We start from the raw sequence: 14,357 nt of genomic DNA, 5'->3' as shown, positions 1-14,357 counted from the left end.
GCTTTCAGTGGTGGAACCCGGTAGCCGCGCCCTTGTCCTTGGTCAACGGGTGCGGCTGGCGGCGCAGTTCGGGCAGCAGCCGGCGCAGGTCGTCCACGAACAGCTCGGCGAGGTCGGCGGAGAAGCCGTTGCGGCAGACGACCCGTAGGACGCTCAGGTCCTCGCGGTTCGGCGGGAAGGTGTACGCCGGCACCAGCCAACCGCCCTCGCGCAGCCGCCGGGACACGTCGAAGACGTCGTACGCGGTCACGTCGTGCCCGGTGGTGAAGGCGAACACCGGTAGCTGGTCGCCCCGGGTGAGGAGCCGGAAGTCGCCGAGGGCCTCGACGCGTTCGGCGAGGCGCCCGGCGACGTCCCGGGTGGTCTGCTGCACGGCCCGGTAACCCTCGCGGCCCAGTCGCAGGAACGTGTAGTACTGCGCGACGACCTGCGCGCCCGGCCGGGAGAAGTTGAGCGCGAAGGTCGGCATGTCGCCGCCCAGATAGTTGACGCGGAAGACCAGCTCCTCGGGCAGGGCGTCGTGGTCGCGCCACAGCGCCCAGCCGACGCCCGGGTAGACCAGGCCGTACTTGTGCCCCGAGGTGTTGATGGAGGCGACGCGCGGCAGCCGGAAGTCCCAGGCCAGGTCCTCGTCGAGGAACGGCGCGATCATCCCGCCGGACGCCCCGTCGACGTGCACCGGGATGTCGAGGCCGGTGCGTTCCTGCAACTCGTCCAGGGCGGCGCACAGGTCGGCGACGGGCTCGTAGGAGCCGTCGAAGGTGGAGCCGAGGATCGCGACGACCCCGATGGTGTTCTCGTCGCACAGGGCCGCGGCGGCCTGTGGATCGAGGTGGAAGCGGTCGCCCTCCATGGGGATGAGCCGGGGTTCCACCTCCCAGAAGTTGCAGAACTTGTCCCAGCAGACCTGGACGTTGATGCCCATGACCAGATTCGGCCGGGCGCCCGGCTTCGGATTCCGCTTGCTCCAGCGCCGCTTCAGCGCCATCCCGGCGAGCATGCAGGCCTCGCTCGATCCGGTGGTCGAACAGCCCACGGCGGCCGCCGGATCGGGTGCGTTCCACAGGTCGGCGAGCATCGCCACGCAGCGCCGCTCCAGCTCGGCGGTGCGCGGGTACTCGTCCTTGTCGATCATGTTCTTGTCCCGGCACTCGCCCATCAGGATGCCGGCCTGCGGCTCCATCCAGGTGGTGACGAAGGTGGCGAGGTTGAGCCGGGAGTTGCCGTCCAGCATCAGCTCGTCGTGCACCAGCTGGTACGCCGTCGAGGGCGGCAGGGGAGCGTCCGGGAGCCGGTGCGTGGGCGGCGCCTCGGTCATGCCGCCGACCGGATTGGCCTCCCCGTAGAAGGGGTTGACGGACATCAGGCGCTGGTCGTGCTGGTCGGGACCTTTGTGGAGCGGCATCGATCGACTCCTCGAAATGGGGGGGTTCAGCGGATCGGGGTTCCGTCGTCGCGCAGCTGCATCTGGGGGCGTCCGGTCACCAGCAGCCAGGCGGGCAGCGAGGCGATGCAGAGCAGGGCCAGGATCGTCGGCGAGGCCACCAGCGCGGCGGCCGTGAACAGGCTCACCCAGCCCTGCCGGGTGATGGCGAGCAGCATGCCCAGCACACCCGTGGCGACACCGACGGCAGGGTGGACGCCGGAGACGAGGGCGTGGGCGCACAGCCCGAGGGCGGCGCCGACGAAAACGGCGGGGAAGATCCGTCCGCCGCGGAAGCCGCAGGACGCGGCGACCAGCAACGCGGCCAGCTTCACCACGGTCATCGTGGCGAACTCCCCGGCCGACCAGCCGTCCGGGTGGGCGGCGATCTCCCCGACCTCCTCCAGCCCCTTGAACAGCGTGAGATGACCGCCCACGGCGGCCAGGAGCCCCAGCACCAGGCCGCCGACGGGCAGCGCGAGCATCGGGTGGCGCAGCCGGGCGAAGGCGGCGTGGACGTACGGGAAGGCGCGGACGGCACACATGCCGAGCAGGGCCGCCGTGGACGAGATCACCAGCGCCGCCAGCAGATCGCCCCAGCCGGGCCGCCCGAACGCGGGCAGATGCAGATCGAAGGACGGATGGGCCACCAGGGTGGTCGTCAGGGCGCCCGCGGCAGCGGCGACCAGCGGCGCGAAGACGTTGTCCCACAGCGCCCCCTTCACCTGCCGTCCGGCCAGCGCCTCGGAGATCACGAGAGCCGCCGCCACCGGCGTACCGAACAGCGCGCCGATCGTCGCCGCCTCCGCCAGCGCCGGCCACAGCCGGCCCGGCACCCGGGGAAGGAGCCGCCGGCCGAGCCAGAAGGCGATCCCGACGTTCACGGCGATGATCGGGTTCTCGGGGCCGAGGCTCGGCCCGCCGGCCAGCATCAGGCCCGTCGCGAGGACCAGGCCCGGCAGCACGACGGGCGGCAGCACGGGGGCGTCCAGGCCGGTGGTGGCGGGGTCGGGTCCGGCGTGGCCCGGCACCTTCCACACCACCAGGCCGACCGCCACCCCGGTCGCGGTGAGCATGACCAGCATCCACAGCACCGAGTACCGGCCCACACCGAGAGCGTCCGGCAGGTTCTGCCACAGCACGTCCTGGAACGCCTCGGCCGCTGCGCTCACCCCGACGAAGATCAGGCTCGCCCCCACGCCCACCGCGAGAGCGGGGAGGATCAGGGGGAGCAGCGCACGGGCCGGGGTCGCCGGGGCTGCGGGTGCCTGCTGCGCGGTGTCCTGGGCCACGGGCCCACGATAAACGGGCAAAACGGGCACCACATCCGGAGTCCGCCTCACGGGCTTGCACCTCACGTCGCGTGAGGACCCACTGTGGAGCGCGTACCGAGAAGGGAGCGGAAGTGAGCTATTCCGTGGGACAGGTCGCCGGTTTCGCCGGAGTGACGGTGCGCACCCTGCACCACTACGACGACATCGGCCTGCTCGCGCCCGGCGAGCGCAGCCACGCGGGCCACCGGCGCTACAGCGACGCCGACCTCGACCGGCTGCAGCAGATCCTGTTCTACCGGGAGCTCGGCTTCCCGCTCGACGAGGTCGCCGCGCTCCTCGACGACCCGGCCACGGACCCGCGCGCCCACCTGCGCCGCCAGCATGAGCTGCTGTCCGCCCGGATCGAGAAGCTCCAGAAGATGGCGGCGGCCGTGGAGCAGGCCATGGAGGCACGCACGATGGGCATCAACCTGACACCGGAGGAACGCTTCGAGGTCTTCGGCGACAAGGACCCCGAGCAGTACGCCGAGGAAGCCGAACAGCGCTGGGGCGGCACCGAGGCGTACACCGAGTCCCAGCGCCGCGCCGCGACGTACACCAAGGAGGACTGGAAGCGCATCCAGGCCGAGGTCGACGACTGGGGCGAGCGGTACGCGGCCCTGGTGACGGCCGGCGAGCAGCCATCCGGCGAGGCCGCCATGGACCTCGCCGAGGAACACCGGCAGCACATCAGCAGGTACTACTTCGAGACTCCCTACGAGATGCACCTGTGCTTCGGCGACATGTACGTCTCCGACGAGCGCTTCAAGGCGTTCTACGACGCCATGGGCGACGGCCTCGCCGAGCACCTGAGGGACGCGATCAGGGCGAACGCGGCCCGGCACACCTCCTAGTCGGCCTGACCCGGGCCCGGGGGCTCACTCCCGGGTCAGGACCACCGCGGTCCCGTAGGCACACACCTCGGTGCCGACGTCGGCCGCCTCCGTCACGTCGAAGCGGAACATCAGCACGGCGTTCGCGCCCCGCGCGCGTGCCTGTTCCACGAGCCGCTCCATGGCCTGGTTGCGGGTCTGCACCAGCGTCTTGGTGAGTCCCTTGAGCTCGCCGCCGATCATCGACTTCAGCCCCGCGCCGATCTGGCTGCCCAGATGCCGGGAGCGCACGGTCAACCCGAAGACCTCCCCCAGTACCTCCTGCACCCGGAAGCCGGGCACGTCGTTGGTGGTCACCACGAGCACATCGGGCTGGGGCCCCTGGCCGCCGCCGAAATCATCGATACTCATGGCTCACAGCTTTCTCCCGGAGAGCTCACAGCGCATCCCCTGCGGCCCCATGGAACCTGGGCTCCGACGCCTGCGTTGATACTTTTGGGCAGCAGCCCCGGCCCGTCCCCCCAGCACCAGGAGCCACAGACCCGTGACCACGCTCGCGCTAGGCCCCGAGTGGCTCAGCCCCGACTATCTGATCGAGACGTTCAGCCTCCCCGGCATCCTGCTGATCGTCTTCGCCGAGTCGGGGCTCTTCGCCTTCCTGCCCGGCGACTCCCTGCTGTTCACGGCGGGTCTGTTCGTGGCGCAGGGCGACTTCATCAGCCAGCCGCTGTGGCTGGTCTGCCTCCTGATCGTGCTGGCCGCCGTCCTCGGCGACCAAGTGGGCTACATGATCGGCAAGTTCTTCGGCCCCAGGCTCTTCAGCCGCCCCAACTCCAAGCTCTTCAAACAGGAGAACCTGGAGAAGGCGCACGGGTTCATGGAGAAGTACGGCCCCAAGGCGATCGTCCTGGCCCGCTTCGTCCCGATCGTCCGCACCTTCGCCCCCATCGTGGCGGGCGCCGGCCGTATGAAGTACCGCACGTTCCTGACGTACAACGTGATCGGCGGCGTCGCCTGGGGCACGGGCGTCACCCTCGCGGGGTACTGGCTCGGTCAGATCGACGTCATCCACAAGAACGTCGAGGCGATCCTCGTCCTCATCGTCTTCGTCTCGGTCGTCCCGATCATCATCGAGTACCTCAGGGAGCGCGCCAAGAAGAAGAGGGCGGCGGCCGAAACCCCGGCAACCCCGCAGCCCCAGGCCTACCAGCCCCCACCGATGGACGACGCGACGACGCAGCTCCGCCGCATCCCGTCGGAGAACGAGCAGCAGTACTACGACAACGGCAACCAGGGCCAGCAGCAGTACGGCTACAACGACCAGTACGGCTACGACCAGCAGCAGTACGCCCAGCAGTACCCGCAGCAGCAGGGCTACGACAACCAGCAGAATCAGCAGTACCCGTACAACCAGGGCTACTAGAAGCGCCCTGAAGGGGCGCGGGGAACTGCGCGATCAAGCACAACCGACCCGCAGCCGCCGTCGGACCTCAAGCCCCGAGCTCGTAGGCACCCGGCCTCAGAACCCCCGCGTCCGCTTCGCAGCCCTGCGCCCCGCCGCAGAAGCCCCACCGGGAACCCGCAAGAACAACCGCGAGATCTCCGACCCCAGATTGACCCCGATGGCGATGGCCATGGCAAGCGACGCAGCCGTGGCCAACGACACCAGCCCCTTGTCGACATCGTCCCGAGCGATCGACAACAGCCCGAAATACGTCGCGGACCCCGGCAGCAAGGGCCCGATCGCCGCGGTCGTATAAGGCAGCGCGGAAGCGAACCGGTACCGCGACATCATCTGCCCGAACAACCCCACCAGCCCCGCCGCCACCGCCGTGGAGGCAACGGCCGAGATCTCCCCGACATAGTGCAGCGCGCCGTAAACGGACCACGCCACACCCCCGTTGAGCGTCACCACGAGAACCGTCGACCGCTCCTGCTGCAACAGCACCGCGAACGTCAACGACAACAGCATCGACGCCCCGATCTGCCAGAGCGGCCGCTCCTCGATGATGAGCGCGACGTCGGGGTTCAAATCAGCCCCCAACTGCACCCCGAAATACAGCACCACCAGCACGCCCACGACGATGCCGACGAACAGGTACATCACTTCAAGGAGCCGCGCCGACGCGGTGATGTAGAAGCCGGTCAGCCCGTCCTGCACCCCCGCCACCAGCGCCCGCCCCGGCAGCAGCGCGAACAGCCCACCGGTGATGACCGCCGACGCCTTCACGTCCACGTCCGCGACGGTCAGCGCGACCCCTATCGCGGCCGGCGGCATCGCGGCGACCGTGAACTGGTAGAACTCCGGCAGCCCGCGCCCCGCGCACAGCCACGCCAGCCGGTCGCCGAGCATCGCGCCCAGCGCGGCCGCCACGAACACGATCACGTCACCGCCGACCAGCACCGAGGCGGCGCCCGCGAGCAGTCCGCCGGCCCCGGTCAGCACCCAGCCGGGGTACGGATGCCGGTTACGGCGGATCTCGGCGAGCCGCCGGTACGACTCCTCCAGCGAGAACGCCGTCTCGGGGTCGCTGAGGTCGTCCACCAGCTGGTAGACGGCCGCGAGCCGGGTGTAGTCGGTGCCGCGCCGCCGTACGGTCCGGGAGGCCGTCACCGGGTCCTCGACGAGGGACGGCTGGTACGAGATCGACAGCAGCGTGAAGGTGACGTTCGGCTCGCAGCGGTCGAGGCCGTACGAGCGGCAGACGGCGAACATCGCCGCCTCCACGTCCTCCGCGTTTTCACCGCCCGCGAGCAGCAGCTCCCCGATACGCAGCGTCAGGTCCAGCACGCGCGGGACGGCGGGCCCGGTCTCGTCCTCCTTGTGCAGCGGCTCCGGCGCGGGCCGCTCGGCCACCGGCATCCGCAGCATCGTGCGCATCCGGTCCTGCCAGGGCACGTCCTTGGTCAGCGAGACCACGGGAATCCCGGTCGGCGGCGTGAACGCGGCCGGGGCGTGCTTTGCGCTGTAGGTGCGCGGCGTGCTGAACGCCGAGCCCTCCGACTCCGCGACCGGCGCCGCGGTGACATCCAGCCCCTGCGGCACGGCGAACTCCGAGGACGTCTCCGACTCCCCGCCGACCCCCTTCGGGACGGCGAGCCCGTCGGGAATCGCGAACTCGGACGTGATCTCCGGGTCGTAGACGCTCCTCGCCTCGTCCGACTGCGGCTTGCGGTCCTCCGCCGACGTCACTTGCGTATCGCTCCCTGTACGGCACCATCCGTCGCCTCAGTATGCGCACAGACACGTTCCCCACAGCTGCGCGGATACGCGAACGGGCCGCACGCGTGTGCGTGCGGCCCGTTCGCCACAGGAATCGTCAGGAGGCTCAGTGGCCGCCGGACTCCTTGAAGCGCTTGTACGAACGCTCGATCTCGACCTCGGCGTCGACCCGGCCGACCCAGTTGGCGCCCTCGACGGACTTGCCGGGCTCCAGGTCCTTGTAGACCTCGAAGAAGTGCTGGATCTCCAGGCGGTCGAACTCCGACACGTGGTGGATGTCACGCAGGTGCTCCACGCGCGGGTCGGTCGCCGGGACGCACAGCAGCTTGTCGTCGCCGCCGGCCTCGTCCGTCATCCGGAACATGCCGATCGCACGGCACTTGATGAGGCAGCCCGGGAACGTCGGCTCGTCAAGAATGACCAGCGCGTCCAGCGGGTCGCCGTCCTCGCCGAGAGTGTTCTCGACGAAGCCGTAGTCGGTCGGGTAGGCGGTCGAGGTGAAGAGTCGACGGTCCAGGCGGATCCGACCGGTCTCGTGGTCCACCTCGTACTTGTTCCGCGAACCCTTCGGGATCTCGATCGTGACGTCGAACTCCACCGGTGGCTCCTCCATGATCAGCACATAGTTCTGGTGGTTAAGTGTCCCTCACGCAGGTGTGTGATCGCGAAAGGGGCTGGTGGTCGTGCCTGAACTGAGGCTTTGGCGGGCCGCGAGACCGCATGTGGCGCGGGTCGCGAACGCCGTCCGACCCCGTCTGGCAGCCGTACGCCCCCAGCTGGCACGCGCCGCGAACGCGGCGAAACCGCAGGTCACACGTCTGACGACGGTCAAGACCTGGCAGTACACCGCGGGCGCGGCCACCGCCGGCCTGGCCCTGACGGCCGTCGTGGTGACCGCCGCGGGTCCCTGGGACTCCACCGGTCAGCGTACGGCCGAGCGGGACCACGCGGTCGCCCTGGAGCAGACGGGTGGCGCAGATCACGGCGGCGATTCCGGTACGACGGCGGCGGGCCCCGAGCCCGCCCCGAGCGCCGCCTCCGTCCTCACCGGCCTCGGCGGCGCCACGAACACCGTGAAGTCCGCGCCGAGCGACAGTGCCCTCACCGCCGTCCTCACCCCGCTCCTGGAGGACGCGGCGCTCGGCACCCGCCGTACCGCCGCGGTCGTCGACGTGGCCACCGGCAAGCGCCTGTACGGCGCCGGTGCCGACGACGCCCTCACCCCCGCCTCCACCACCAAGATCGCCACCGCCGTGGCCGCCCTGTCGGCCATGGGCCCCGACCACCGCCTCACCACCCGTACCGCCCTGGAACCCGGCACCCACGAACTCGTCCTCGTCGGCGGCGGCGACCCCACCCTCACCGCCCGCAAGGACGCCGAGGGCTGGGCGAGCCTGCGCGAACTCGCCGTGCGGACCGCCAAGGCCCTGAAGAAGGACGACGTACGGAAGGTGACGCTGTCGTACGACACCACCCTCTACGCCGGCTCCGGACTCCACCCCATCGGCGTCGACGCCAACCTCGCCCAGGTCAGCCCCCTGATGGCCGACGAGGCCCGCACGGACGACTCCACCAGCGGTACCGCCGTCCGGGCCCCGGACCCGGCCGATGACGCGGCCCGCAAGTTCGCCGCCTTCCTGGAGGCCGAGGGCATCAAGACCACGTCCCCGGGCCTGTCCAAGGCGACGGACCGCGCGGAGACGCTGGCGGAGGTCTCCTCACCGCCGCTGTCCACCCTGGTCGAGCGCATGCTGACCAACAGCGACAACGACATCGCCGAGGCACTGGCCCGCCAGACCGCCGTGGCCACGAAGGCGCGCGCCGACTTCGACGGCGGTGGCAAGGCGATCCGCGCCGAGCTGAAGAAGCTGCAACTCCCCGTGAACGGCGTCTCCTTCAAGGACGGCAGCGGGCTGAACCGTGACGACAAGCTCACCGCCGACCTGCTGACCGCCCTCCTCGCGAAGGCCGGCGACCCCGCCCACCCCGAACTCCGCCCGGTCCTCACCGGCCTCCCCGTGGCCGGCTTCACGGGCACGCTGACCACCCGCTACACGCCCGACGGCGCGGCCGGCGTCGTACGCGCCAAAACCGGCACGCTCACCGGCGTGAACACGCTGGCGGGCACGGTCGTCGACCGGGACGGCCGCCTGCTGGCCTTCGCGTTCCTGGCGTCGAACACGACCAGCAAGGACGCGGCCCAGTCGGCCCTGGACAAGGCGGCGACGGCACTGGCGGCATGCGGCTGCGGCTGACGGACCGGCAGGGAGCCGACCTCGCCGCGGCCTGCCCCAAGCGGGAACGCTCACGTACGGTTGACGCATGACGAGCATCGGTGGTGCTGCTTCTTCTCAGATGGTCGACTGGAATCTCGCGGTGGCGACCGCGACCCGGCTCGTGCGGCCGGGCCCGGAAGTGAGCCGCGACGAGGCCCGCGCCGTCGTCGCCGAGCTGCGCCGGCACGCCAAGGCCTCCGAGGAACACGTCCGCGGATTCACCCGGATGGGTACCGACGCGGCCCACGACACCCCGGTCCTCGTCGTCGACCGCCCCGGCTGGGTGAAGGCCAACGTCGCCGGCTTCCGGGAGATCCTCAAGCCCCTCCTCGACAAGATGCAGGAACGCCGCGGCAACACGCCCGGCGGCGCGGTCCTCGGCACCGTCGGCGGCAAGGTGACCGGCGTCGAACTCGGCATGCTGCTGTCGTTCCTGTCGTCCCGCGTCCTCGGCCAGTACGAGACCTTCGCCCCCGCCACCCGTGAACTCCCGGCCGGGGAGCACGGAGGCGGCCGACTCCTCCTCGTCGCCCCGAACATCGTGCACGTGGAGCGCGAACTCGACGTACAGCCCCACGACTTCCGCCTGTGGGTCTGCCTGCACGAGGAGACCCACCGCACGCAGTTCACCGCGGTGCCCTGGCTGCGGGACCACCTGGAGGGCGAAATCCAGTCGTTCTTGGGGGAGACCGACGTCGACCCCATGACCGTCCTGGAACGCATCCGCGAGGCCGCCCAGTCGCTGGCCGGCGGACGCCCCGAGGCCGAGGAGGACGACGGCGGGCGCTCGCTCGTGGAGATCGTGCAGACCCCCGCCCAGCGCGAGATCCTCGGCCGCCTCACCGCCGTCATGTCCCTTCTGGAGGGCCACGCCGACTTCGTCATGGACGGCGTGGGCCCGGCCGTCGTGCCGAGCGTCCAGGAGATCCGCGAGAAGTTCCAGCAGCGGCGGGCCAAGGGCGCCTCCCGGCTCGACATGGCCCTGCGCAAACTGCTCGGTCTGGACGCCAAGCTCAGGCAGTACCGTGACGGCGAACGTTTCGTACGGGCCGTCGTCAACGAGGTCGGCGTGGACGGCTTCAACCGGGTGTGGACCTCGCCCAACACCCTCCCCACGAAGACGGAGATCGCCAAACCGGCGGACTGGATCGCGCGGGTGCACCGCAAAGCCGAGTAGTCAAAGAAATCCGGCCGACGGCAGGCGAACGCCCCTCCAATCACCCGTCCGAGGGACCGTGAGCCCTGGGTAGGCGTGCAATGCTCGGGGAACGCCCCGGTTCTGTCACCATCTACACACTCTGAGTGACCGAACCTCGGGCTCACCCCCGAAAACTTCATGAAGGGAACCGGACATGGGTCCCCATCCTGCGGTCGCGGCGATACGCCTGGCGGTCCGCCGCGTCCTCCACGACATCCTCAACGACCACAGCGGTTCTGCCGGCGACACTTCCTCGTCCGGTGGCTCCTCGCATGACTCCTCGCACGCGCGGCCGCCGTCCCCGCTCGTGCTCGTCGCCTGCTCCGGCGGCGCCGACTCCATGGCCCTCGCCTCCGCCCTCGCCTTCGAGGCCCCCAAGCTCGGCATCCGCGCCGGCGGCGTCACCGTCGACCACGGCCTGCAGCCCGGCTCCGACCTGCGCGCCGAGGAAGTCGCCCTGCGCCTGCGCGGGCTCAGCCTCGACCCGGTCGAGTCCATCGCCGTGACCGTCGGCCGCGAAGGCGGCCCCGAGGCCGCCGCCCGCGACGCCCGCTACGCCGCCCTGGACGCGGCGGCCGACCGCCACGGCGCCCTCGCCGTCCTGCTCGGCCACACCCGCGACGACCAGGCCGAAACCGTCCTGCTCGGCCTCGCCCGCGGTTCCGGCATCCGCTCCCTGTCCGGCATGGCCGCCGTTTCCGGCGGGCCGGGGGCCGCGCGCCGTTACCGCCGCCCCTTCCTCCAGCTCGACCGGCAGACCGCCCGCAAGGCCTGCATGGTCCAGGCGCTCCCCGTCTGGGACGACCCCCACAACGCGGACCCCGCCTACACCCGCTCCCGGCTGCGCCACGAAGGCCTGCCCGCCCTGGAGAAGGCCCTCGGCAAAGGAGTCGTCGAGGCACTCGCCCGTACGGCCCAGCTCTCCCGCGACGACGCGGACGCCCTCGACTCCTGGGCGAGTCAGGCCGCGGCCGCCGTACGCGACGCGGCCGGCCTGCTGGAGTGCGCCAAGCTCTACGCCCTGCCGCCCGCCGTACGCCGCCGTGTACTGCGCCGCGCCGCCATCGAGGCAGGTGCCCCGGCGGGCTCGCTGTTCGCCCGCCACATCGAGGAAGTCGACCGGCTGATCACCGGCTGGCGCGGCCAGGGGGCCATCAATCTCCCCGGCAAGGTCGTCGCCCAGCGTCAGGGTGGCAGACTGGTGATTCGGCAAGGCTGAATCCCATCCCTTTGCGAGGGGTGCCGGACCGGCCGGTGGGACGACCGAAAGTGATGCGGGTGGACGCGAAAGACATGGGCACCGACCTCAAAGAGGTGCTCATCACCAAGGAAGAGATCGACGCCAAGCTGGCTGAGCTGGCCGCGAAGATCGACGCGGAGTACGCGGGCAAGGACCTGCTCATCGTCGGCGTCCTCAAGGGCGCGGTGATGGTCATGGCCGACCTCGCGCGGGCGCTGTCCACCCCCGTCACCATGGACTGGATGGCCGTGTCGTCGTACGGCGCGGGCACCCAGTCCTCCGGTGTCGTCCGGATCCTCAAGGACCTCGACACCGACATCAAGGGCAAGCACGTCCTGATCGTCGAGGACATCATCGACTCCGGCCTGACCCTGTCGTGGCTGCTGTCCAACCTCGGCTCCCGCGAGCCCGAGACGCTCAAGGTGTGCACGCTGCTGCGCAAGCCGGACGCCGCCAAGGTCGCCATCGACGTCGAGTGGGTCGGCTTCGACATCCCCAACGAGTTCGTCGTCGGCTACGGCCTCGACTACGCCGAGAAGTACCGCAACCTCCCGTTCGTCGGTACGCTCGCGCCCCACGTCTACGGCGGCTGAGCCGGCCTTGGGGCCAAGCGAGCCGTCTTCCTGAGACGATCGGGAACCCCGGCGGGCTTCGCGCCGTTGGAGCATGCAGACGGGCTCGTTCAGCCGTCCCGTGCGGCTTTGGGCAACAAAGCTGGGGTACCGTCAGAAGAACTGTCTTATCAAACTCACTATGGCAGGAGGGACGGGGCGACACCGCTCCGTATGGATGGACGTGAAGCGATACTTCCGTGGGCCGGTCATGTGGATCGTGCTGGCCGTCCTTGCCGTGGTCGTGTTGATGCAGGTCGTCGGCTCGTCCGGTGGCTACAAGACGGTGGACACCGGCCAGGTCGTCCAGGCGATCAATGACAACAAGGTCCAGCAGGCCAAACTGACCACCGGCGACGAGCAGACCATCAAGGTCGAGCTCAAGGACGGCGAGAAGGTCGACGGCAGCTCGAAGATCCAGGCGAGCTACATCGGAGACCAGGGCCAGAACCTCGCCGCGACACTGCAGACCAAGTTCGAGCAGAAGCAGATTCCCGACGGCTACACCGTCTCGCCGACCAAGCAGAACGCGTTCGTCGGCATCCTGCTCTCCCTGCTTCCCTTCGTCCTCATCGTGGTCGTCTTCCTGTTCCTGATGAATCAGATGCAGGGCGGCGGCTCCCGGGTCATGAACTTCGGGAAGTCCAAGGCGAAGCTCATCACCAAGGACACCCCCAAGACGACCTTCGCGGACGTCGCCGGGTCCGACGAGGCCGTCGAGGAACTCCACGAGATCAAGGAGTTCCTCCAGGAGCCGGCCAAGTTCCAGGCCGTCGGCGCCAAGATCCCCAAGGGCGTCCTGCTCTACGGTCCTCCCGGCACCGGCAAGACCCTGCTCGCGCGTGCCGTCGCGGGCGAGGCCGGCGTTCCGTTCTACTCGATCTCCGGTTCCGACTTCGTCGAGATGTTCGTCGGTGTCGGTGCCTCCCGAGTCCGTGACCTCTTCGAGCAGGCCAAGGCGAACGCCCCGGCGATCGTCTTCGTCGACGAGATCGACGCGGTCGGCCGCCATCGCGGCGCCGGCCTCGGCGGTGGTCACGACGAGCGTGAGCAGACCCTCAACCAGCTGCTCGTCGAGATGGACGGCTTCGACGTGAAGGGCGGCGTCATCCTGATCGCCGCCACGAACCGCCCCGACATCCTCGACCCGGCCCTCCTGCGCCCCGGCCGCTTCGACCGCCAGATCGCGGTCGACCGCCCGGACATGCAGGGCCGTCTGGAGATCCTCAAGGTTCACCAGAAGGGCAAGCCGGTCGCCCCGGACGTCGACCTCTCGGCGGTCGCCCGTCGTACGCCGGGCTTCACGGGTGCCGATCTCTCCAACGTGCTGAACGAGGCCGCGCTGCTGACGGCCCGCTCGGACAAGAAGCTGATCGACAACCACATGCTGGACGAGGCGATCGACCGCGTCGTGGCGGGCCCGCAGAAGCGGACCCGGATCATGTCCGACAAGGAGAAGAAGATCACCGCGTACCACGAGGGCGGACACGCCCTGGTCGCGGCGGCCTCACCCAACTCCGACCCGGTCCACAAGATCACCATCCTGTCCCGCGGGCGCGCCCTCGGCTACACGATGGTCCTGCCGGACGAGGACAAGTACTCGACCACGCGCAACGAGATGCTCGACCAGCTCGCCTACATGCTGGGCGGTCGCGCGGCCGAGGAACTGGTCTTCCACGACCCGACCACGGGCGCCGCGAACGACATCGAGAAGGCCACGGCAACGGCCCGCGCGATGGTCACGCAGTACGGCATGACCGAGCGGCTCGGCGCCATCAAGTTCGGCGGCGACAACACCGAGCCCTTCCTCGGCCGTGAGATGGCCCACCAGCGCGACTACTCGGAAGAGGTCGCCGCCCTGGTGGACGAGGAAGTCAAGAAACTGATCGAGAACGCGCATAACGAGGCCTGGGAGATCCTGGTCGAGAACCGCGACGTCCTCGACAACCTCGTCCTCCAGCTGCTGGAGAAGGAGACGCTGGGCAAGGAGGAGATCGCCGAGATCTTCTCCGCGATCGTCAAGCGCCCGGCCAGGCCCGCCTGGACCGGCTCCTCCCGCCGTACGCCGTCCACCCGTCCGCCGGTGCTCTCCCCGAAGGAGCTCGCCCTGACGAACGGCGCCAACGGCGCGACCCCGGCGATCTCGACCGCCAAGGCCACGGCGGCGGAGTCCGCCCCGGTGGCCGAGCCGGCCCCCGAGGAGCGTCCGGAGAGCTGACCGTTCCCCGGCCCCGGTGTCC

General features: G+C 70.0%; 12 protein-coding genes. 7 read left to right on the top strand and 5 right to left on the bottom strand.

Annotated features, from left to right (window positions below; all coding sequences use genetic code 11):
* Nucleotides 1–4 precede the first annotated feature (4 nt).
* A complete protein-coding gene (locus OG885_RS20600; protein WP_405733682.1) occupies nucleotides 5–1,405 on the bottom strand; it encodes a glutamate decarboxylase in 1,401 nt (466 codons plus the stop codon).
* Between the two features lie 26 nt (nucleotides 1,406–1,431).
* Entirely contained in the window at nucleotides 1,432–2,715 is a 1,284-nt protein-coding gene (locus tag OG885_RS20595; protein WP_405733679.1) for an ion channel protein, read from the bottom strand.
* Between the two features lie 113 nt (nucleotides 2,716–2,828).
* Between OG885_RS20595 and OG885_RS20590 the strand changes: the two genes are divergently transcribed.
* Nucleotides 2,829–3,590, top strand: a complete 762-nt coding sequence (locus tag OG885_RS20590) for a MerR family transcriptional regulator (protein ID WP_405733676.1) — start codon at nucleotides 2,829–2,831, stop codon at nucleotides 3,588–3,590.
* A 24-nt stretch (nucleotides 3,591–3,614) separates the two neighbouring features.
* Here OG885_RS20590 and OG885_RS20585 read toward each other — a convergent pair whose 3' ends face one another.
* A complete protein-coding gene (locus OG885_RS20585) occupies nucleotides 3,615–3,980 on the bottom strand; it encodes a YbjQ family protein (RefSeq protein ID WP_399952150.1) in 366 nt (121 codons plus the stop codon).
* Nucleotides 3,981–4,113: 133 nt separating this feature from the next.
* Here OG885_RS20585 and OG885_RS20580 point away from each other — a divergent pair, with 133 nt between their 5' ends.
* Entirely contained in the window at nucleotides 4,114–4,992 is an 879-nt protein-coding gene (locus OG885_RS20580) for a DedA family protein (RefSeq protein ID WP_405733673.1), read from the top strand.
* A 96-nt stretch (nucleotides 4,993–5,088) separates the two neighbouring features.
* Here the strand turns inward: OG885_RS20580 and OG885_RS20575 are convergent, their stop codons facing one another.
* Both OG885_RS20575 and OG885_RS20570 read right to left on the bottom strand, forming a co-directional pair.
* Nucleotides 5,089–6,762 carry a threonine/serine exporter ThrE family protein gene (locus OG885_RS20575; RefSeq protein ID WP_405733670.1) on the bottom strand — a complete coding sequence of 558 codons (1,674 nt, stop codon included), beginning with the start codon at nucleotides 6,760–6,762 and terminating at the stop codon, nucleotides 5,089–5,091.
* 136 nt (nucleotides 6,763–6,898) lie between these two features.
* Entirely contained in the window at nucleotides 6,899–7,390 is a 492-nt protein-coding gene (locus OG885_RS20570) for an inorganic diphosphatase (RefSeq protein WP_194078292.1), read from the bottom strand.
* Between the two features lie 79 nt (nucleotides 7,391–7,469).
* Between OG885_RS20570 and dacB the strand changes: the two genes are divergently transcribed.
* The 5 genes from dacB (at nucleotide 7,470) to ftsH (ending at nucleotide 14,335) form a co-directional block, all read left to right on the top strand.
* Nucleotides 7,470–9,047, top strand: a complete 1,578-nt coding sequence (gene dacB / locus OG885_RS20565; protein ID WP_405733667.1) for a D-alanyl-D-alanine carboxypeptidase/D-alanyl-D-alanine-endopeptidase — start codon at nucleotides 7,470–7,472, stop codon at nucleotides 9,045–9,047.
* 67 nt (nucleotides 9,048–9,114) lie between these two features.
* Nucleotides 9,115–10,245: a zinc-dependent metalloprotease gene (locus tag OG885_RS20560; protein WP_405733665.1), complete on the top strand. Its 1,131-nt coding sequence runs from the start codon at nucleotides 9,115–9,117 to the stop codon at nucleotides 10,243–10,245.
* A 175-nt stretch (nucleotides 10,246–10,420) separates the two neighbouring features.
* On the top strand, nucleotides 10,421–11,485 hold the full coding sequence (tilS, locus tag OG885_RS20555; protein ID WP_405733662.1) for a tRNA lysidine(34) synthetase TilS: 1,065 nt from the start codon (nucleotides 10,421–10,423) through the stop codon (nucleotides 11,483–11,485).
* A 53-nt stretch (nucleotides 11,486–11,538) separates the two neighbouring features.
* Nucleotides 11,539–12,099 carry a hypoxanthine phosphoribosyltransferase gene (gene hpt, locus OG885_RS20550; RefSeq protein ID WP_329344192.1) on the top strand — a complete coding sequence of 187 codons (561 nt, stop codon included), beginning with the start codon at nucleotides 11,539–11,541 and terminating at the stop codon, nucleotides 12,097–12,099.
* Nucleotides 12,100–12,295: 196 nt separating this feature from the next.
* The gene (ftsH, locus tag OG885_RS20545; RefSeq protein WP_399952132.1) at nucleotides 12,296–14,335 is read left to right on the top strand and encodes an ATP-dependent zinc metalloprotease FtsH; all 2,040 of its coding nucleotides are present in this window, start codon (nucleotides 12,296–12,298) and stop codon (nucleotides 14,333–14,335) included.
* Nucleotides 14,336–14,357: the final 22 nt, after the last annotated feature.

The organism is Streptomyces sp. NBC_00028 (genome assembly GCF_045041065.1).
Classification (GTDB): domain Bacteria; phylum Actinomycetota; class Actinomycetes; order Streptomycetales; family Streptomycetaceae; genus Streptomyces.
The sequence above is the reverse complement of the archived record's forward strand: the minus strand, read 5'-3'. Positions and strand labels throughout refer to the sequence as shown.

Coding starts and splice junctions, on each gene's coding strand:
- OG885_RS20600 (WP_405733682.1), bottom strand. CDS start 1,405: ATGCCGCTCCACAAAGGTCCCGACCAGCACGACCAGCGCCTGATGTCC.
- OG885_RS20585 (WP_399952150.1), bottom strand. CDS start 3,980: ATGAGTATCGATGATTTCGGCGGCGGCCAGGGGCCCCAGCCCGATGTG.
- OG885_RS20560 (WP_405733665.1), top strand. CDS start 9,115: ATGACGAGCATCGGTGGTGCTGCTTCTTCTCAGATGGTCGACTGGAAT.
- tilS (WP_405733662.1), top strand. CDS start 10,421: ATGGGTCCCCATCCTGCGGTCGCGGCGATACGCCTGGCGGTCCGCCGC.
- hpt (WP_329344192.1), top strand. CDS start 11,539: ATGCGGGTGGACGCGAAAGACATGGGCACCGACCTCAAAGAGGTGCTC.
- ftsH (WP_399952132.1), top strand. CDS start 12,296: ATGGACGTGAAGCGATACTTCCGTGGGCCGGTCATGTGGATCGTGCTG.